This is a genomic window from Arenimonas sp. (assembly GCF_044353605.1).
In the GTDB taxonomy this organism is placed as follows: Bacteria; Pseudomonadota; Gammaproteobacteria; order Xanthomonadales; family Xanthomonadaceae; genus Arenimonas.
Genome location: NZ_JBILBO010000003.1, coordinates 41,032 through 59,993, shown reverse-complemented (window position 1 = coordinate 59,993; position 18,962 = coordinate 41,032). Strand labels below are relative to the sequence as shown.

16 protein-coding genes and 1 tRNA gene are annotated in these 18,962 nt (G+C 58.1%); 11 read left to right on the top strand and 6 right to left on the bottom strand.

Going from position 1 to position 18,962, the window contains the following annotated elements; genetic code table 11:
* The first annotated feature begins 103 nt into the window (after positions 1-103).
* Positions 104-2,194, top strand: a complete 2,091-nt coding sequence (locus tag ACIQ1A_RS02685) for a S46 family peptidase (protein WP_395769669.1) — start codon at positions 104-106, stop codon at positions 2,192-2,194.
* A gap of 63 nt (positions 2,195-2,257) precedes the next feature.
* Positions 2,258-3,643, top strand: coding sequence for an MBL fold metallo-hydrolase RNA specificity domain-containing protein (locus ACIQ1A_RS02680; RefSeq protein ID WP_395769536.1), 1,386 nt, complete (start codon positions 2,258-2,260; stop codon positions 3,641-3,643).
* Between the two features lie 13 nt (positions 3,644-3,656).
* Here the strand turns inward: ACIQ1A_RS02680 and ACIQ1A_RS02675 are convergent, their stop codons facing one another.
* Together ACIQ1A_RS02675 and yhbY are read right to left on the bottom strand one after the other, a co-directional pair.
* Entirely contained in the window at positions 3,657-4,031 is a 375-nt protein-coding gene (locus tag ACIQ1A_RS02675; protein ID WP_395769535.1) for an Mth938-like domain-containing protein, read from the bottom strand.
* Positions 4,031-4,336 (bottom strand): ribosome assembly RNA-binding protein YhbY, encoded by a 306-nt coding sequence (gene yhbY / locus ACIQ1A_RS02670; RefSeq protein WP_297799403.1) that lies wholly within the window; start codon positions 4,334-4,336, stop codon positions 4,031-4,033. The genes ACIQ1A_RS02675 and yhbY overlap by 1 nt, the downstream gene beginning before the upstream one ends.
* A 69-nt stretch (positions 4,337-4,405) precedes the next feature.
* Between yhbY and rlmE the strand changes: the two genes are divergently transcribed.
* The 3 genes from rlmE (at position 4,406) to folP (ending at position 7,928) form a co-directional block, all read left to right on the top strand.
* Positions 4,406-5,026 carry a 23S rRNA (uridine(2552)-2'-O)-methyltransferase RlmE gene (gene rlmE, locus ACIQ1A_RS02665; RefSeq protein WP_395769534.1) on the top strand — a complete coding sequence of 207 codons (621 nt, stop codon included), beginning with the start codon at positions 4,406-4,408 and terminating at the stop codon, positions 5,024-5,026.
* Between the two features lie 9 nt (positions 5,027-5,035).
* Positions 5,036-6,949, top strand: a complete 1,914-nt coding sequence (ftsH, locus tag ACIQ1A_RS02660; RefSeq protein WP_395769533.1) for an ATP-dependent zinc metalloprotease FtsH — start codon at positions 5,036-5,038, stop codon at positions 6,947-6,949.
* 82 nt (positions 6,950-7,031) lie between these two features.
* Positions 7,032-7,928: a dihydropteroate synthase gene (gene folP / locus ACIQ1A_RS02655; protein ID WP_395769532.1), complete on the top strand. Its 897-nt coding sequence runs from the start codon at positions 7,032-7,034 to the stop codon at positions 7,926-7,928.
* Here folP and ACIQ1A_RS02650 read toward each other — a convergent pair.
* Entirely contained in the window at positions 7,925-8,998 is a 1,074-nt protein-coding gene (locus tag ACIQ1A_RS02650; RefSeq protein ID WP_395769531.1) for an alkane 1-monooxygenase, read from the bottom strand. The genes folP and ACIQ1A_RS02650 overlap by 4 nt on opposite strands.
* An 86-nt stretch (positions 8,999-9,084) precedes the next feature.
* On the opposite strand from ACIQ1A_RS02650, the gene putP reads away from it, so the two are divergent.
* From putP to ACIQ1A_RS02620, 6 genes are all read left to right on the top strand, one after another.
* Positions 9,085-10,569, top strand: coding sequence for a sodium/proline symporter PutP (gene putP, locus ACIQ1A_RS02645; protein WP_395769530.1), 1,485 nt, complete (start codon positions 9,085-9,087; stop codon positions 10,567-10,569).
* 8 nt (positions 10,570-10,577) lie between these two features.
* On the top strand, positions 10,578-11,510 hold the full coding sequence (gene miaA, locus ACIQ1A_RS02640; protein WP_395769529.1) for a tRNA (adenosine(37)-N6)-dimethylallyltransferase MiaA: 933 nt from the start codon (positions 10,578-10,580) through the stop codon (positions 11,508-11,510).
* 41 nt (positions 11,511-11,551) lie between these two features.
* Positions 11,552-11,815 (top strand): RNA chaperone Hfq, encoded by a 264-nt coding sequence (gene hfq, locus ACIQ1A_RS02635; RefSeq protein ID WP_395769528.1) that lies wholly within the window; start codon positions 11,552-11,554, stop codon positions 11,813-11,815.
* Between the two features lie 70 nt (positions 11,816-11,885).
* Positions 11,886-12,995 carry an FtsH protease activity modulator HflK gene (gene hflK, locus ACIQ1A_RS02630; protein ID WP_395769527.1) on the top strand — a complete coding sequence of 370 codons (1,110 nt, stop codon included), beginning with the start codon at positions 11,886-11,888 and terminating at the stop codon, positions 12,993-12,995.
* Positions 12,996-12,997: 2 nt separating this feature from the next.
* A complete protein-coding gene (hflC, locus tag ACIQ1A_RS02625) occupies positions 12,998-13,870 on the top strand; it encodes a protease modulator HflC (protein ID WP_395769526.1) in 873 nt (290 codons plus the stop codon).
* Positions 13,871-13,966: 96 nt separating this feature from the next.
* Entirely contained in the window at positions 13,967-15,259 is a 1,293-nt protein-coding gene (locus ACIQ1A_RS02620) for an adenylosuccinate synthase (protein ID WP_395769525.1), read from the top strand.
* A gap of 54 nt (positions 15,260-15,313) precedes the next feature.
* On the opposite strand, the gene ACIQ1A_RS02615 is transcribed toward ACIQ1A_RS02620, so the two are convergent.
* From ACIQ1A_RS02615 to ACIQ1A_RS02605, 3 genes are all read right to left on the bottom strand, one after another.
* Positions 15,314-16,552 (bottom strand): DNA polymerase thumb domain-containing protein, encoded by a 1,239-nt coding sequence (locus ACIQ1A_RS02615; protein WP_395769524.1) that lies wholly within the window; start codon positions 16,550-16,552, stop codon positions 15,314-15,316.
* Positions 16,553-16,662: 110 nt separating this feature from the next.
* On the bottom strand, positions 16,663-18,753 hold the full coding sequence (locus tag ACIQ1A_RS02610) for a tetratricopeptide repeat-containing sulfotransferase family protein (RefSeq protein WP_395769523.1): 2,091 nt from the start codon (positions 18,751-18,753) through the stop codon (positions 16,663-16,665).
* Between the two features lie 86 nt (positions 18,754-18,839).
* Positions 18,840-18,924, bottom strand: a tRNA-Leu gene (locus tag ACIQ1A_RS02605).
* Positions 18,925-18,962: the final 38 nt, after the last annotated feature.

Genomic DNA, 18,962 nt, shown 5'->3' with positions numbered 1-18,962 from the left:
TTGGATAATTGGGTTTTAATCCGAAAAGAGGTTCTGTTGTATGCGAATCAAACTGTTGTCATTGATGCTGTTGGCTGGGGTATCCGTTCAGGCTGACGAGGGCATGTGGGTCCCGCAGCAACTGGGCGAAATTGCCGGGCCGTTGAAAAAAGCCGGATTGGTCCTTAGCCCGTCGGAGTTCGCTGATTTGACTGGGCAGCCGATGGGCGCCGTGGTCAGTCTGGGCGGATGTACCGCCTCCTTCATTTCCCCGAATGGTCTGGTCGCCACCAACCACCATTGTGCCTACGGCGGTATCCAGCTGAATTCGACTCCGCAGAATGATCTGCTCAGTAACGGCTTCATTGCCAAAACGAATGCCGATGAAGTCAATGCCGGTCCGAACTCCCGGATCTTCGTCATGGATTCCATCACCGACGTCAGCACGCGCATGAACGCCGCCGTCAATGAAGGCATGGATGGTCTGCAACGCCAAGCGGCGCTGGAAAACACCAGCAAGGCCATTGTGGCCGAGTGCGAAGCCGAGGCCGGTTACCGTTGCACGGTGTCCAGCTTTTTCGGCGGGGTGCAGTACCGTCTGTTCAAACAGATTGAAATCCGCGATGTGCGTCTGGTGTATGCGCCTCCGGGCAGCATCGGCAATTACGGCGGCGAAGTCGACAACTGGATGTGGCCGCGCCATACCGGTGATTTCACCCTGATCCGCGCCTACGTCGGCAAGGACGGCAAGCCGGCGGCATTCGCGAAAGACAATATTCCCTACCGCAACAAGCACTGGCTGCGCGTGGCGGCCGATCCGTTGCGCGAGGGCGATTTCGTCATGGTTGCAGGGTATCCGGGCCGCACCAACCGCTACGCACTTGCGGCCGAATTCGAGAATACCGAGAACTGGTCCTACCCTTACATCAGCCGGAACTTGAAGAATGTCCGTGATCTTGTGCACGCCGCGGGAAAGACCGACAAGGACATCGAAATCAAATACGCCAATACCGTGCGTGGCTGGGAAAATACCCTGAAGAACTATGACGGCCAGCTGCTCGGCTTCCGCAAAAGCGGGGCCGCCGCCATCAAGCGCGCTGATGAAAAAGCCGTAATGGATTGGCTCGACAAGCAGGGCGCCAAAGGTAAAGCCGCGCGCGATGCCCATGCCAAACTTGTGGCGCTTCACATGCAGGACCGTGCGACGCAGGAACGGGATACCGTTGTCGGATCGATTGCCAATCTGGGCCTGCTGGGCAATGCCCGCGGCCTCTACCGGCTCGCGGTGGAAAACACCAAGCCGAATGCCGAACGCACTCCGGGCTATCAGGAACGCGACCGCGCCCGCATTGAGGGCGGCGTGCGTGAACTGCAGAACCGCTACCATCCGGCGATGGAAAAACAGCTGATGTCCTTCTGGCTTGGCCAGTACATCCAGCTTCCGGCGGGCTCGCGCAATCCGGCCTTGGACGCCTGGCTGGGCGGCAATGATCAGGCTGCCGTTGATCGTACGGTGAATACGCTATACGCGGGTACGCGCTATGGCGAATTGGTTGAGCGCGAAAAATGGCTGAAGGCCGGTAAAAGCGATTTCGAAGCCAGCAACGACAGCATCGTGAAACTGGCGGTCGCCCTGTATCCCAGCCTGTTGGCTGTGGAAAATACTGGCAAGTCACGCAGCGGCGAATACGCCAAGTACCGTCCGGTCTATCTGCAGGCGGTCATTGATTACAAGCGCAGCCGTGGCGAAGCGGTCTACCCGGATGCCAACAGCAGTCTGCGTCTGACCTACGGCAATGTCACCGGTTACAAGCCTCAGGATGGTGCGGTCTATGTGCCGTTCACCACCGCTGAAGGCATGGCGGCAAAAGCGGGCAAGGACGAACCGTTCAATGCACCCAAGCGCGTGCTGGATCTGGTTGCTGCCAAGGATTACGGGAGCTATGCTGACAGCAAGCTCGGTACCTTGCCGGTTAATTTCCTGTCGAACCTCGACATCACCGGCGGCAACTCCGGATCGCCGGTCATGAATGGCAAGGGCGAACTGGTCGGTCTGGCGTTTGATGGCAATTGGGAATCGGTCAGTTCCAACTGGGTCTATGACGGTAGTCTCAACCGGATGATTTCGGTGGACTCCCGTTACATGCTGTGGATCATCGACAAGGCTTTCCCGGCTCCGAATGTGCTCCGTGAAATCAAAGAATCCCGCAAATAAACCAAAGCCGGCGCAAGCCGGCTTTTTTGTTAGTATGGATTGCATGCAAGCAAGGAGTGGAACATGAAGGTCACTGTATTTGGCGCTGCCGGCGCTGTTACCGGATCCTGTCATCTGGTGGAGGCCGCTGGCAAGCGGATATTGCTCGATTGCGGCATGATCCAGGGCAGTAAAATTGAAGAGGCCAAAAATGCATTACCCTTCGACTTCGACGTCAAGACCATTGATGCCGTCATTCTCAGCCATGCCCATATTGATCACTGCGGCCGGCTGCCGGTGCTGTCACAGTTCGGCTATCACGGCCCCATCTATACCCACCGCGCCACAGCCGATCTGCTGCCGGTAATGCTTGAGGATGCTGCGTCGCTCGCCGTGATGGATGCCGAGCGCCGCAACCGGTTCCGTAAAGACGGTCATAACCACCACAAGCCATTGTTTACCCGTCACGATGTCGGCCAAGTGGTTCGCCAGCTGGAAAGACTCGATTACCGCAAGCCGGAAACGCTCTTTCCGGGCGTAACGGTCACCCTTCAGGATGCCGGGCATATCCTCGGTTCGGCCAGTGTCCGGATTCAGGCGGTAGAGGGCGGTGAAACCCGCACCTTGGTGTTCTCCGGCGATGTCGGGCCACTGAATACGCCTATCCTTTGCGATCCAGACCCCTTCCAGCAGGCCGATCTGGTGCTGATGGAGTCCACCTATGGCGGTCGTCTGCATCGAGAGCGTGCTGCTACGGTACAGGAACTGGGTGAGATTTTCGAGTCCGCCTGGAAGGCCGGCGGAAACATCCTGATTCCGGCCTTCGCTGTCGGGCGCAGCCAGGAGCTTCTGTACTGGTTCGCAAAACACTTTGAGGACTGGAAGCTCGGCCGCTGGCGCATGTTCATGGACAGTCCGATGGCATCGAAAGTCATTGATATCTATGACCGCCACGATGAATTGTTCGACGACGATGCCAAGGCCATGTTCCATGGCAAGCAGCATCCGTTCCGGCTGCCCAACCTGAAATACACCGCCGATGTCGAAGACTCCAAAGCCATCAACGAGCACAACGGTGGCTGCATCATCATCGCCGGCTCCGGCATGTGCAACGGCGGCCGTATCCGACATCACCTGCGCCACAATCTGGGCAGTGCCAAGAACCATATTCTGTTTGTCGGTTACCAGTCGGTCGGCACTCTCGGCAGGCTTCTGGTCGACGGCATCGATTCGATCAAGCTGTTCGGTGATGACATCAAAATCAAAGCGCACCGTCATACCATCGGCGGTCTGTCGGCGCATACCGACCAGGCCGGCCTGCTGGACTGGTACGGTGCTTTTTCAGAACACCCCCGCATCGCCCTGGTCCACGGTGAGGACGATGCCCGTAAAGCCTGCGCGTTGTCGCTGAAAATGCGTTTCGATGTGGATGCAGTGATTCCTGCGTATGCCGAAACAATGACGGTCTGAGGCTCGGCACCAATCAGCCCGGAAGGATGAAACCCGCCACGACATTGCGGCCCTCTTGGGCCAGGATGTTGAAGGTCCTTGCCGCAGCAGCATTGTTCATCACTTCAAAGCCGATGCCGCGCTGCAGAAAGAAGGCCAGATGCTTCGGTTCGGGGAAAATCTGGCTGTCCCCGGTGCCGAGAATGAACAGCGATGGTTTCAGCGCCAAAACGGCCTCCCAGGCCTCGGGGGCAGGCGTTCCAATATCGGTCAATGGCCAGTTTTCAACCAGCACGTTCGGCCCCAGTAGAAAACTGGTGCTGATTTCCCGGTCATTCACCCGAACTCCCGAGGCACTGACGCCCCGGCAGATATAACGATAATCCGGGTTTTCCAGTGAAATCTGCATCAGGCCTTGGGAAGGATAATCAAGGGCTTGTCTTTGCTGCGGCGGAACAGTACCACGATATTGCCAATGCGGGCGACCAGGTCCGCCTTCGACTGTTCGACCAGATGCGCGATCCAGGCGTCACGTGTGTCGCGGTCATCGGCAGCAAATTTCACTTTCAGCAACTCATGCCGCTCCAGAGCGCCGTCCAGTTCGGCCAAAAGGGCTTCGCTCGGGCCCTTGGCGCCAACCAGGATGATGGGCTTCAGGTCGTGTGCGAGCCCGCGCAGATAGCGTTTCTGCGGATTACTGAGGGGGGTGGTCATGACCTTTGGCCCAATGCGGTGAGGGGGATAAAAGGTTATCATGAACCCGTCCCCACGCCCACAACGATTATGGCTACCCGCAGCAAAAGCAGCCAGCGTTGGCTGAAAGAGCACTTCGCCGACCCTTATGTCAAAAAGGCCCAGTCCGAGGGTCTGCGTTCACGTGCGGCTTACAAGTTGGAAGAGCTGCTCGAGCGCGACCGGTTGATCAAGCCGGGAATGACCGTTGTCGATCTGGGCGCCGCTCCCGGCGGCTGGTCACAGATGGCCCGCAAGGTCATGGGCGACAAAGGCCGGGTCATCGCCCTCGATATCCTCGAAATGCCCCCCATCGCCGGAGTCGAATTCATTCACGGCGACTTCAGGGAAGAATCGGTATTGTCTCAATTACAGGCATTAGTGGGCGAAAAACCGGTGGACCTTGTTTTATCGGATATGGCCCCCAATATGTCTGGTGTGGATACCGTCGATCTAGCGCGCGCGATGTACCTTTCCGAACTGGCGCGCGACTTCGCCGATGCCCACCTGAAAAAAGGCGGTGATTTTCTGATCAAGCTGTTTCATGGCGAAGGTTTCGATGCATATGTCAAAGACCTCCGTCCACGCTATCAGAAACTGACCATCCGAAAACCGGCGGCTTCACGGCGCCGTTCTAACGAAGTTTATGCGCTGGCAACCGGCAAGCGCTGAAGGAACAAAATGAACGATCTGGCCAAGAACATCATCGTATTCGTCGTCGTCGGCTTCCTGATGATGGCGGTCATGAACGCATTTTCCCCCGAGTTCGGAAAGAACACACCGGAAGTGGCGTATTCGAAATTCCTCGATGAAGTCGATACCGGCACCGTCAGCAAGGTCGAGTTTTCAGAAGACAGTTCCAGCGCCCGCACCGAACTGAAATACACCCGTGGTGACGGCAGTGTCGGCCAGACTTGGGGTCCTTATGACCGCGATCTGGTCAATGTCTTGGTCAAGCGCAAGGTCGAAATCGTGCAGGCCAAGCCGGCCGCCGGTCCGCCGTTCTGGGCCATCGTGCTGAACATTCTGCCATACATCCTGTTCTTCGGCATTGCTTTCTACTTCATCAAACAGATGCAGCAGGGCGGCGGCAAGGGCGCGATGAGCTTCGGCCGTTCGCGTGCCAAAATGCAGGGCGAGAACGAGGTCAAGGTCACTTTCGCCGATGTCGCCGGTTGCGATGAGGCCAAAGAAGAAGTCGGCGAACTGGTCGAGTTCCTGCGTGATCCTTCCAAATTCCAGAAGCTCGGCGGCCGTATTCCGCGTGGCGTGCTGATGGTCGGCAATCCCGGTACCGGCAAGACCTTGCTGGCCCGTGCCATCGCCGGTGAGGCCAAAGTACCGTTCTTCTCCATTTCCGGTTCCGATTTCGTCGAAATGTTCGTCGGCGTCGGTGCTTCGCGCGTTCGCGACATGTTCGATACCGCCAAAAAGCATTCACCATGCATCATCTTCATCGACGAAATCGATGCAGTCGGCAGGCACCGTGGTGCCGGTCTGGGTGGCGGCCACGACGAACGCGAGCAGACCCTCAACCAGCTCCTGGTCGAAATGGACGGTTTCGAAGGTGGCGAGGGCGTCATCGTCATCGCCGCCACCAACCGTCCGGACGTGCTCGATCCGGCGCTGCTGCGCCCGGGCCGCTTCGATCGTCAGGTCGTGGTCGGTCTTCCCGACGTGAGAGGCCGCGAACAAATTCTGAAAGTGCATATGCGCAAAGTGCCGCTGAATGAAGATGTCGAGCCGATGACCATCGCCCGCGGCACGCCCGGATTTTCCGGTGCGGATCTGGCCAATTTGGTCAACGAGGCGGCTCTGTTCGCAGCCCGCGAAAACGCAAAGGAAGTGCGCATGGAGCACTTCGACAAGGCCCGTGACAAGATTCTGATGGGTGCCGAGCGCCGCTCGATGGTGATGAGCGAAGACGAAAAGAAACTTACCGCCTACCATGAAGCCGGTCACGCCATCGTCGGCCGCATGGTGCCCGAGCATGATCCGGTGTACAAAGTGACCATCATTCCGCGCGGTCGGGCACTCGGCGTCACTATGTACCTGCCCGAAGGCGACAAGTACAGCTATAACAAGGTCGCGATCGAGTCCCAGTTGTGTTCACTCTACGGCGGCCGCGTTGCCGAGGAGCTTATTTTCGGTGCCGACAAAGTCACCACCGGTGCCTCCAACGACATCGAGCGCGCCACCAAAATGGCCCGCAACATGGTCACCAAATGGGGTCTGTCCGACGAGCTCGGTCCGATTGCCTATGCCGAAGATGAGGGCGAAGTGTTTCTCGGCCGTTCGGTGTCGCAGACCAAGCATGTTTCCGACGACACCGCCAAGAAAATCGACGAGGTCGTACGTATCATCCTTGACCGTGCCTATGCGCGTACGACCCAGATTCTCAAAGACAATACCGACAAGCTGCATATGATGGCCGAAGCCTTGCTGACCTATGAAACCATCGACGTCAGCCAAATCGATGCAGTGATGGAAGGTCGCATTCCGGGCCCGCCACTGGACTGGGCCAAGTCCGGCCGGACCAGTAAAGACGATAAACCCAGTGCCGGCCCGATCGGCGGTCCGATGCCGCAGACCTGAGTCACTCCACCATCACTGAAAAAGCCGGAACGTGTTCCGGCTTTTTCATGCGCTATGCTATTGCTCAACTAAGGAGCATTTCATGTTCGATACCGGTCCCAACCTGCAATGCGGGCCCCATGTTCTAAGGCTGGACGTGCCGAGAATCATGGCCATCGTCAATGTCACCCCGGACTCCTTTTCCGACGGTGGCCGGCTTGCTAATACGGAGTCCGCAGTGGCGCATGCACTCAAACTGGTCGAGCAGGGTGCTGACATGCTCGACATCGGCGGGGAATCCACGCGACCGAATGCAGAGCCGGTCTCCCTAGAGGAAGAGCTCAATCGCGTCGTTCCGGTCATCAAAGCGCTCTCCACGCGCTGCAGCGTTCCGATCAGCATCGATACGTCCAAGCCGGAGGTTATGCGTGCTGCCGTTGCCGCCGGTGCAGGGTTCATCAATGATGTGGCCGCGCTGCGTCATGAGGGGGCGCTGGCGGCCGCGGCCGAACTCGGCGTTCCGGTCTGTCTGATGCACATGCCCGGCGATCCGCGCACCATGCAGCAGTCCGTGCACTATGAGGATGTGCTGGTGCAGGTCCGGCAGTTCCTGACCGAGCGGATGTTCGCCTGCGAAATGGCCGGCATCTCCAAGAAGAATCTGGTCATCGATCCGGGCTTCGGGTTCGGCAAGCATCTGGAGCACAATCTGGCCTTGCTGGCCAACCTCGGATATTTCTGCGAACTCGGTGTTCCCGTTTTGGCGGGGCTCTCCCGCAAATCGATGATCGGTCAAATTACCGGCCGTGATGTTGATGCCCGGGTATCAGGCTCAGCAGCAGCGGCGATGTTGGCGGCGCAGAACGGTGCCGGAATCATCCGTGTGCATGATGTGGCTGAAACCAAGGATGTTCTGTCGGTGCTGGCGGCGGTGCAAGGCGCGACGCGCAAAGACCATTCGATCAAAGCCAAGCCGGCCATCCAGTGGCCGGATGACTAGGACGCCAATGCCGCGTAGTGTGCCCTGACCCGCGGATCCATGACCCGGCGCCACAGCGGCGGGCACAAAGCCAACAGGAACATGGTCGGGTAGCCCGCGGGCAGCTGCGGGGAGTCATCGAAATGGCGCAGGATGCCGTAGCGGCGTTTCGGATACGCGTGATGGTCGGAGTGCCGCTGCAGATTGAACAGCATTGCATTCGACAGGGCATAGCTCGAATTCCAGCTGTGCAGATGCGTGGTGCGTTCGTAGCCGGCATCGGTTTTACGGCGTTCCAGTCCGTAATGCTCGACATAATTGATGACTTCCAGAGTTGCGGCCGCGAGCAGGCCCTGGGCCAGGAAGAACAGCAGTCCTTCGATGCCCGCTATGGCGAATACCGCTGACGCAAGCGCGAGCCAAATCGCGGTCATCACCAGCATCTCATTGTGCCAACCGATAACCGAAAGTCCCGCTTTACGGAGACGTTCGGCTTCAAGTTTCCATGCATTGACGCTATTGCGCCGGAGGGCCTGAGGCAGAAATGTCCAGATGCTCATGCCGTAAGGAGCGCTTGACGGATCTTCCGGCGTCGACACATGCACATGATGTCCGCGCAGATGCTCGATTTTGAAGCCGTGGTAGCCGACGGTAATCAACAGGAGAGCACCCGCCCATTGCTCGAGACGGCCGTTCTTGTGGATCATTTCATGCGCCGTATTGATCGCCAGCGCGCCGCTGATGATGCCCTGGGACAACAGCCAGCCGATGACTCCGACCGGGCCGAGATCCGTTGCCACGAACCACTGCATCGATAGATACAGGGTTCCGATCTGCACCGGCAATACCGCAAGACAAAGCCACTTGAACACAGGATCGGCCGAGACCTCACGTTCCTGGGCGGTCTGGACATTCACCGTGTCGCGACCGATGCCGAAGTCAATTGCCGGGAGGAATACGAAAAAAAACAGAAGCGGCCACCAGGCCAGCAGGTCGGGCATACCGCTCCGGGTTCCCCATTGCATGGCAAGCAGTAGCTGCAGGGGTAGCAGGAATACCAATGCGTAACGGAGGGCTTTCAGTCTTTGCATCGTCCGTATACCATGTTGTTGATGTTCGATGCTACCTTAGTGCAACTAGAGTAATTACTCCAGAACCGACCGGGAAACCCAAAGCCATGAGCTGGACGCCTTTAACCATTACCTTTGCGCTTTACATCCTCCTGATGCTGGGAATCGGGTTCGTCGCTTGGCGATCCGTTAAAACCCTGGATGACTATATCCTCGGCGGCCGAAACATGGGCAGCTTTGTGACTGCGTTGTCCGCTGGCGCTTCGGATATGAGTGGCTGGCTGTTATTGGGTCTGCCGGGAGCGCTTTTCCTCAGCGGACTCTCGGAGTCCTGGATCGCCATTGGATTGGTTCTTGGGGCCTGGTGCAACTGGAAATACGTCGCCGGGCCCTTGCGCGTCTATACCGAACGCTGCAACAACGCCTTGACCCTTCCGGATTATTTCACGCAGCGCTTCGAAGACGAGTCCCGCGTGCTGCGCATCATTTCAGCAGTGATCATTCTGGCGTTCTTCGCCGTCTATTCCGCTTCAGGCATTGTCGCCGGGGCACGGCTTTTCGAATCCGTATTCGGCATTTCCTATGCTGAAGCCATATGGCTTGGCGCGGGGGCCACCATCGCATATACCCTGATCGGCGGTTTTCTGGCGGTCAGCTGGACCGACACCGTGCAGGCGACCCTGATGATCTTCGCGCTGATTCTGACGCCGATCGCCGTCATCCTCAGCGTGGGCGGAGTTGAACCCAGTCTGGCCCTGATTGCTCAGGCCGATCCGTCCAACATCGATTTCTTCAAGGGCACGACGGTCATCGGTATCGTTTCCCTCATGGCCTGGGGCCTTGGATATTTCGGTCAGCCGCATATCCTCGCGCGTTTCATGGCAGTTGATTCGGTCAAATCGATTCCGTCTGCCCGACGGATTGGTATGATCTGGATGGTGCTTTGCCTGCTCGGCGCCATGGCGGTCGGTTTCTTCGGTATTGCCTATTTTGCCCAACATCCCGATCACGCAGCGCCGGTCACCGCCAACAGTGAGCGTGTATTCATCGTATTGTCCGCACTGCTGTTCAATCCATGGATCGCCGGCATCCTGCTTTCCGCCATTCTGGCCGCGATCATGAGCACCCTCAGCTGCCAGCTGCTGGTATGTTCGAGCGCCCTGACCGAGGATTTTTACAAAGGACTGCTCAGACCGCAGGCCGGCCAGCAAGAGCTGGTCTGGATCGGGCGGATCGCCGTTTTGCTGGTGGCCTTGGTTGCAATCGCTTTGGCCAGCAACCCGGAAAGCCGTGTGCTCGGTCTGGTCAGTTACGCCTGGGCCGGTTTCGGTGCGGCTTTCGGCCCTGTCGTTCTTTTCTCCTTGGGGTGGAAAAAGATGACGCGCGCCGGTGCGCTGGCGGGTATGGTAACCGGAGCGGTCACCGTGGTGGTCTGGAAGCAATTTGCCTGGTTCGGCCTATATGAAATCATTCCCGGATTCATCCTGGCCTCTGTCGCCATTGTCGTGGCCAGTCGAATCGGTATGCCGGCATCGCGCGCAATGCAGGAACGCTTTGAAGCGGTACGGACCGAGCTCGAGCCCGGCTATTGAGTGCCGCCATGCAGGCCCCACCGGTCATCGCCATCATGGGGCCGACCGCATCCGGCAAGACCGCCTATGCGGCGGAACTTTGCCAGAGGCTCGGGACGGAAATCGTCAGTGTCGATTCGGCCTTGGTCTATCGGCGTCTGAATATCGGTGCCGCCAAGCCGGATGCCGCGACCCTGAAAATCGCCCCACACCGGATGATCGACATACGGGATCCTCATGAAACTTTTTCGGCGGCCGATTTCGCACGTGAAGCCATGCCGCATCTGCAGGATCTGGCGGGTCGGGGTAAGGTGCCGTTGCTGGTCGGCGGTACCGGTCTGTATTTCCGGGCCTTGATCGAGGGCTTGTCGCAGATGCCGGCGGCGGATGACGCCGTACGTGCCGAGCTCAAGGCCCAGGCGGCGTCCGAAGGCTGGCAGGCGATGCATGCCCAGTTGCAGGCGCTGGATCCGGACAGTGCGGCCCGAATCCATCCGAACGATCCGCAGCGGGTTCTGCGTGCGCTCGAAATCCATCGGCTGAGCGGAAAATCACGAACCGATTGGCAGCGACAGGCTGAAAAACCGGTGTTTCCGTTCCGACTTCTGTCCATCGTTCTTGCGCCGAAGGACCGTGGTGAGCTGCACCGCCGGATTGCCCTTCGTTTCGACCGGATGCTGGAAGATGGATTTCTCGAAGAAGTCCGTGGGTTGATGGCCGATCCGCGACTGCATCCGGATCTGCCCTCGATGCGGGCGGTGGGGTACCGCCAGGCCTGGCAGCATCTTTCGGGACAGTCCGATCTGAAGACTTTCCGGGAGCAGGCCATTGCCGCGACACGCCAGTTAGCTAAACGCCAGCTGACTTGGTTTCGCGGTTCCGTATCTTCACGGTGGTTTGACCCACAGGCTGAAAAAGATGAGCTAGACTACTACGTACGGGAGTTCCTGAGCCCGGCTTAAAACCAACAATAAATAACCCAGAATAAGAACGGAGCCGTACCGTGACTAAATCGCAATCCCTCCAAGATCCCTTCCTGAACGCCCTGCGCCGCGAACGTGTGCCGGTTTCGATTTTCCTCGTCAATGGCATCAAGTTGCAGGGAACCATCGAAAGTTTCGACCAGTTCGTCGTCCTGCTGCGAAACACCGTCAGCCAGATGGTTTACAAACATGCAATCTCAACCGTCGTCCCGGCCCGCAACGTACGCATCGGATCTGCCGGTGGTGATGATGCAGTGGAAGCGGATACGGATGCAGCCGAATAAGTCGGCCCCTTGAAGCCGTCCCGTACGGCCCCCATATCATAAAATACAAAATCAGCAGGACGGAGTCAGTATGGCGTGGAACCAACCGGGCGGTGGTAAGGAGCCCTGGAAACCGAAAGGTAACGGCAACCCGGTCGATGATTTTCTCGGTCGTTTGAAATCCCAATTGGGTATCGGCGACTCCGGAAACGGTCCTTCCTGGATCAAGCCGGTACTAATCGGTCTTGCCGTACTGATTGTTTTCAACTGCTTCCAGCTCATTGATGAACGCGAACGTGGCGTTGTACTGCGTTTTGGCAAGTTCGACCGCATCCTGACGCCGGGTGCCAACCTGAAGCTGCCGTGGCCAATCGAGTCGGTGACTGTCGTCAATGCCACGCAGGTCCAGACTGTCGAGGAAACGGTCAACGTGCTGACCAAAGACGAGAATATCGTCGATATCAAGTTCAACGCCCAATACACCATCAGCGATCCGCGTCTTTATCTTTTCGGTTACCGGGATGAAATTGTCGCCGCCGGTGGCCAGCAGGGGTCGGAAACGGTGCGACAGGCCGCCGAAAGTGCAGTCCGTGAAGTGGTCGGAAACAACACCATGGATGCAGCCCTTTTCGAGCGTGGTCAACTGTCCATCGTGGCCAAGGATCACCTGCAGAAATCGCTCGACATGTACCGCACCGGCATCAAAGTGTCGCAGTTCACTCTGCCTGATGCCCGCTTCCCTGAAGAAGTGAGCGATGCGTTTAATGAGGCCATCAATGCAGGGCAGCAAAGCGATTCCATCAAAAATGCTGCTCTGGCATATGCCAGCAAAATCGTTCCAGAAGCCCGTGGTACCGCCTCACGAATCAAGGCCGAGGCCGACGGTTACCGTCAGGCCAGTATCGCCAAGGCCACCGGTGATGCATCGCGCTTCCGCCAGCTGGCCGATGAATACCGGAAGTCACCGGAAGTCACCCGCAAGCGCCTTTATCTTGAAACCATGCAGGATGTAATGACCCGTAATCCGAAGATCATTTCCGGCAAGGGTAATATCTTCTATTTGCCGGCACCCGGTAGCGCCGCACCCGCGGTCAGCGCCGATGGCGTATCACGTCCGTCTCCGGCCGTAGTCGCGCCGCAGGTACCGCCTGCGGATTCAGTGGGTCGTGGCGAAGTCCGCCAAGGCCGGGAGGGAACCTGATCATGCGTAATCCAACAACTCTCATTTTCGGTGGCCTTGCTGCCGTCATCCTGTTGCTTTCATCCATGTTCATTGTGAATGAAAGCCAAACCGCCATTGTCCTCAACCTGGGTAAGGTGGTGCGATCCGACATGAAGCCCGGCCTGCATTTCAAAGTGCCATTCGTTCAGCAGGTCCGCAAGTTCGACCGCCGCCTATTGACCCTGGATGACAATCCGGAGCGTTACCTGACTGTCGAGAAGAAAGACGTTGAAGTCGACTTCTTCGTGAAATGGCGCATCAAGGATGTGACCGCTTATTACCGCGCCACCAGCGGCGGCAATGAAGAAGCGGCCGCCCAGCGACTCACGCCGATCATCAAGAACACCCTGCGTAACGACATCAACAGTTTCACTTTGCAGAAATTGGTTTCCGGTGAGCGTACCGAGTTGGCGCAACGCTTACTGAAGCCAATCAACCTCGGCGCGGCGACCTTGGGCATCGAGGTGGTTGATATCCGCATCAAGCGCATCAATTTCCCGAAAGACGCCAAAATACGCGATCAAGTTCTCGACCGCATGCGTTCCGAACGCAAGCAAGTTGCGAATGCCTTGAGAGCCGAAGGTTTTGCAGAGTCCGAGCGCATCCGTGCCGAGGCCGAACGCGAAAGCCAAGTGATTTTGGCCGATGCCCAGCGCGAAGCCCAGAAAGTACGCGGTGAAGGTGATGCCGAAGTGGCCCGTATTTCCGCCGCCGCCTATGGCCAAGATGCTGATTTTTACGCATTTTACCGGAGCCTGGAAGCTTACAAGGCCAGCTTCGCGGACGGCAAGTCGACCATGGTCGTGGACCCGGATTCCGAGTTCCTGAAATATTTCGGCGGCGGCAAACGCTAACGTTCCGCCCCGAAACCAAAGCGCGTATAATACGTCAAAGCCGACATCCGTTCGGCTTTTTCTGCGTCTGCAACATTCATTTCGGGAGCGAGCATCATGGGTCAGTCGGTCGTCGTACTGGGAGCACAATGGGGCGATGAGGGCAAAGGCAAAATTGTCGACTTGCTCACCCAACAGATTGGCGCCGTGGTGCGTTTCCAGGGCGGTCACAACGCCGGACACACGCTGGTCATTGCCGGCAAGAAAACCGTACTGCACCTGATTCCCTCAGGCATCCTGCGCGATGATGCGCTATGCCTGATCGGCAATGGCGTAGTCCTGCACCCGGGAGCGCTCAAAAAGGAAATCGCCGAGCTCGAAGGCAACGGCGTGGAAGTACGTTCGCGTCTGCGCATCAGTCCGGCTACGCCGTTGATCATGCCTTACCACATCGCACTCGACCAGGCCCGCGAAAAAGCCGCCGGCGGCAAAGCCATCGGCACCACCGGCCGCGGTATCGGTCCGGCCTATGAAGACAAGGTTGCACGCCGCGGCGTACGCGTTGCCGATCTGGCCTATCCGGAGCAGCTGGCGGAAAAACTGCGTGCGGCGCTGGATTACCACAATTTCGTGCTGACCCAATATCTCGGCGTCGAGGCCATCGATTTCCAGAGCACGCTTGATGAGGCGGTGGAATTCGGCAAATACATCAAACCGATGATCAGCGATGTCGCCGGCATCCTGCACGACCTGCGCAAGCACGGCAAGCGCGTGCTGTTCGAAGGAGCACAGGGTTCGTTGCTTGATATTGACCACGGCACCTATCCCTACGTGACGTCCAGCAACACCACCATCGGTGGAGCGCTCGCCGGTACCGGTGTCGGTGCCGATGCCATCGATTACGTGCTCGGCATTGCCAAGGCCTATGCCACCCGCGTCGGCGGCGGTCCGTTCCCGACCGAACTCAATGATGAAACCGGTCAGCTGATCCGCGACAAGGGCGCAGAGTACGGAGCCACCACCGGCCGTCCGCGCCGCTGCGGCTGGATTGATATCGTTGCGCTCAAGCGCGCGGTTGCCATCAACGGCATCACCGGCCTGTGCATCACCAAGCTCGACATCCTTGACGGCATGCCGAGCCTGAAGATGTGCATCGCCTACAAATACCACGGCAAACAGACCGAATACTCGCCGCTCGACGAAGCCGGCTGGGACGAATGCGAACCGGTCTATCTGGAGTTCCCGGGCTGGACCGAATCCACCGCCGGCATCACCGAGTGGGACAAACTGCCGCCGGCCGCACGCGCCTATCTGCGTTCGCTGGAAGAGCTGGTCGGCTGTCCGATCGCCATCGTCTCGACCGGTCCGGACCGCGACGCCAATATCGTGCTTCAGGACCCATTCGCCTGACCGATTCAAAGTATTACAGTGTTTTCAAGAAAAGCAGGCTTCGGCCTGCTTTGTTCATTTCCGACTGAAGTCTTCATCCTCATGCGCCACATCGGGGATGCGGCTGAAGGCGATGCGCATGGGGGCTTCCTTGGCGGCGGCTTGACTGGAGGCGTAACTGATCTTCTGCGGACCGAAGCGGTCATTGATGCGGTCCATCAGCGCGCTCAGCGGCGCGTGCTCTTTGGCCTGCTCCGTGGCGAACAGGTCGTCCGTGGTGCCGATCCGCTCGCACAGGTCGGACAGGGCCACAGCCACGGTCAAGGGTCTACCGCCGGCAGGCCGCTGCGCCAGCAGTTCGTTCAGTTGCATCAGCAATGCATGGCTGTCATCGGTATCGTTGCAAAACACCGTTTCCTTCCAGCTGTCGCGGTCGAGGTATTTGACCTTGACCTCCAGTCGCCCGGCTACCAGTTTCTCCGAACGCAGGCGCATGGCGGCTTTCTGCAGGAGTTTCTTCAGTACCGCTTCCACGCCGTTAAGATTGCGCATTGCCGGCGCCAACACATGGGAATGGCTGATGCTGCCGCGACCGTTCGAGGGTGCATGCGGCATCCACTCGCCACGCAGTTTGCGGTATAGGTGCTCGCCTTCTATGCCGCCCCAGGCCTGCCGCAAGGCCAGTGGCGATGCCGCGCAGAGCTGCGCCACCGTGGTGATGCCATGCCGCTCCAGTCGTTTTTCCATGGCGCGGCCGATGCCGCAGAGCTCACGCAGCTGCAGGCGATGCAGGGCATGCGGCAAATCGCCGGCTTCAAGCACGACCAGGCCATCCGGTTTCTGCATGTCGGTTGCGGTTTTGGCCAGGAAGTGATTGGGTGCGATGCCGATCGAGGCGGTGATGGCAGGAACATTTTCCGCGAGTTTGGCTTTGATGGCATAAGCGATGGCTTCGGCCCGAGGCCGCCGGCGCTCGCTGCCCATGAGCTCGCAGGCCATTTCGTCAATCGATCCGATGAATGCGGTTGGTATACAGGCATGAATCAGTTCGAGCAAGCGATGATGATAAGACACGTACAGAGCCGGTCTCGCCTGTATGAATTCGATATCTGGACACAGGGTCTTGGCCTCTCGCAGCAGCGTGCCGGTCTTGACCCCCTGGCGCTTGGCTTGATAACTGGCGGCGATGCAACAGGCATTCGCCGTCAGAACCGGGGCCACCGCAATCGGACGCCCGCGAAGCTCCGGCCGGTCCTGCTGTTCGACAGAAGCGAAATAGGCATTGAAATCGATGAAAAGACTGCGCAGTTCCATGTCCCCTCTGCCATTGCCGTTTGCCGAATGCATTACAGTGATAACCAACTCCCGCTGATTGCCATGATGATGGCGCCCGTTCTCAGAACCCGAGACCGGAGCGGAATGAATCAATAGCCCATGCGGTCGATGTGCGGCTGAAGGATTTTCATGTACGGTTCGAAATGGCTTCTGTAGTTGAGCCAGCGGAATTTCGAGCGTAGGTAGACCGGTTCCGCGACCTGATGGTAACTGTTGGTCTTGATCTGCGTGCGCTGGGCGATGGTGTCCTGATGCCGATCCATGCCTTCCTGCCAAGGCAGATCCAGGAAGGCGCAGGCATCACGCAGGATGCCTGCGGTATCCGTAATCAGCGATTCGTAGCGGACGCGCTGGACGTGAATGCCGGGAAGCTCCTGTTCCGTCAATGCCCATAGACGCATGACAGAGTCATACATGTCGACTGCCGTTTCCAGTCGGGTAAAATGGATCATGGCTTCATTGATTGCGTAGTGCTGCATGAAATTGCTGAGCACGACATCGCAGGGATGTCGCTCGGCGAAAATGAACCGCGCCTCGGGAAATAACCGATGGATGAAAGCCGCATTGACGGTCCGGATGGGCATTTTGTCGATGACCAGGGTGTGTTCCGGCTTTCGGTATCCAGCAATCTTGCTGCGGTAGAGCAGGCGAAGCTCGGATAGCTGCGCCACGGTCAGAGATGCCATGGCATCCGGATAATGTCCGGGCAGCCGATCCAATGCGAAAGCGACATGTTCAATGGTCGGCTTTTCTTCCAGCGTAAGAACCTGGTCGTGTCCATCCAGCATGACATCCAGCAGCGTGGTGCCGGAACGTGGAAACCCGATCAGAAAGCAGAGGTCAGCGCCGAGATCCTCATCAGGGCCAATGACTGCTGCCGGTGCGCCACGTTCCACCCAATTCTTCATGCGTTCTATCTGTCGTGGCAATGCGGTCTGGTCGGTATTCCTGGCGCGGATACTGGTCAATGCCAATTCATTGCCTTTGGCATACGCGGCAAATGCCTCGTCATTGCGGTCGATTCGGTCGGCCGTCGTTCCGCGCTCATAGTAGTAACTCTGAAGCAGGCGAGGCGGCAGGCGTTCGGGTTTGATGGCGTTCAATATCTGCCATGCCTGTTCATGGTTCCGGCGTCGCCGGTGCAGTTTTGCGGATTCGAACAGGATGCCGGCATCCTGCGGATTCAATGCCAAACCTTCCGTAACCGTTTTTTCGGCCTCATCGAGTTCGCTCAGCAGTTCAAGCGTTGAAATCAGTTCAGCGCGCAGGTCGCCGTCGCGCGGAGCTAACAACAAGGCGCGCCGGTAGAAATCGATTGCTACCCGGCTGTCCTGCATTTCACGGAGCAAACCGCCCATGTGGCGTAGGGCACGCGGTTGAGCAGGATCGGCCGCGATGGATTTTTCGAATGCGGATTTCGCCGGTTCGAATTCGCGCAGGATGTGATGGCAGATGCCGATATTCAGGAGGGCTTCTGCATGCGTGGGGTTCAGTTCAAGGAGGCCGGAGAGCTGTGCCACAGCACCGGCATTGTCACCCTGTCCCATTTTGAGCAAGGCAATATTCAACATGGCGGACTGGTAATAAGGTGCAATGGCGAGCGCTTTGCCATAAGCCGCAATGGCGCCTTTAAGGTCGTTCTGTGCACGCAGAACATGCCCGAGATTGTGCCAGGCCTGGGAGTAGGAGGGTGCCAGATGCGTCGCTTTCTCGAATACCTGGCGCGCTTCTGCGGCCATGCCGGTATTGAAAAGTGCGCGTCCGAGATGGTTCAGGGCAAACACGTTGTCCGGCTGAAGGTCCAGAACTTTCCGGCACAGTGCCGCAGCTGAGCGCGCATCTCCCGAAAGCTGCAGCAAGGCAGCCTGATCGATGAGATCGTCAACGCTTCCGGATTTCGGAATGCCGTTCAGCCATGAGGTGGCCTGCGCATTCATGCGCTCGCCGATGGTGTATTCGCGGACCCAATCCGCGCAATGGCGGTGGCTACCATAGGGAGCGAGCAATGCCAGGGTATCTTCGGTTTTGCCGAGCCGCAAACGGATTTCGGCGAGAAGCAGTAGGGCGTCGACCGGTATCGGATGGATTTTAATCCGTGCCGCCAGGGCATCCTCAGCGCCGGTCAGATCTCCGGATGCCACGAGGGATTGTGCCAGCGTAAGAAGCTTGTCTTCACTCATGTGGAAGTCCCGGGTCAATCCATCATTTTAGCCTGCGATCATTCGTTTCAGGCAAAAAAAACCCTCACCGGAGTGAGGGTCTGCGTTGGTGCCCAAGAGAGGACTCGAACCTCCACGGTTTTACCCGCTAGTACCTGAAACTAGTGCGTCTACCAATTCCGCCACCTGGGCAAGGTGTTTCGTTCAGACCGCTATTTTAGCCATACGCC

What these genes read in the sequence shown, in the direction of transcription:
- ACIQ1A_RS02685 (WP_395769669.1), top strand. Translation starts at nt 104, where the DNA reads ATGTGGGTCCCGCAGCAACTGGGCGAAATTGCCGGGCCGTTGAAAAAA.
- ACIQ1A_RS02680 (WP_395769536.1), top strand. Translation starts at nt 2,258, where the DNA reads ATGAAGGTCACTGTATTTGGCGCTGCCGGCGCTGTTACCGGATCCTGT.
- ACIQ1A_RS02675 (WP_395769535.1), bottom strand. Translation starts at nt 4,031, where the DNA reads ATGCAGATTTCACTGGAAAACCCGGATTATCGTTATATCTGCCGGGGC.
- yhbY (WP_297799403.1), bottom strand. Translation starts at nt 4,336, where the DNA reads ATGACCACCCCCCTCAGTAATCCGCAGAAACGCTATCTGCGCGGGCTC.
- rlmE (WP_395769534.1), top strand. Translation starts at nt 4,406, where the DNA reads ATGGCTACCCGCAGCAAAAGCAGCCAGCGTTGGCTGAAAGAGCACTTC.
- ftsH (WP_395769533.1), top strand. Translation starts at nt 5,036, where the DNA reads ATGAACGATCTGGCCAAGAACATCATCGTATTCGTCGTCGTCGGCTTC.
- folP (WP_395769532.1), top strand. Translation starts at nt 7,032, where the DNA reads ATGTTCGATACCGGTCCCAACCTGCAATGCGGGCCCCATGTTCTAAGG.
- ACIQ1A_RS02650 (WP_395769531.1), bottom strand. Translation starts at nt 8,998, where the DNA reads ATGCAAAGACTGAAAGCCCTCCGTTACGCATTGGTATTCCTGCTACCC.
- putP (WP_395769530.1), top strand. Translation starts at nt 9,085, where the DNA reads ATGAGCTGGACGCCTTTAACCATTACCTTTGCGCTTTACATCCTCCTG.
- miaA (WP_395769529.1), top strand. Translation starts at nt 10,578, where the DNA reads ATGCAGGCCCCACCGGTCATCGCCATCATGGGGCCGACCGCATCCGGC.
- hflK (WP_395769527.1), top strand. Translation starts at nt 11,886, where the DNA reads ATGGCGTGGAACCAACCGGGCGGTGGTAAGGAGCCCTGGAAACCGAAA.
- hflC (WP_395769526.1), top strand. Translation starts at nt 12,998, where the DNA reads ATGCGTAATCCAACAACTCTCATTTTCGGTGGCCTTGCTGCCGTCATC.
- ACIQ1A_RS02620 (WP_395769525.1), top strand. Translation starts at nt 13,967, where the DNA reads ATGGGTCAGTCGGTCGTCGTACTGGGAGCACAATGGGGCGATGAGGGC.
- ACIQ1A_RS02615 (WP_395769524.1), bottom strand. Translation starts at nt 16,552, where the DNA reads ATGGAACTGCGCAGTCTTTTCATCGATTTCAATGCCTATTTCGCTTCT.
- ACIQ1A_RS02610 (WP_395769523.1), bottom strand. Translation starts at nt 18,753, where the DNA reads ATGAGTGAAGACAAGCTTCTTACGCTGGCACAATCCCTCGTGGCATCC.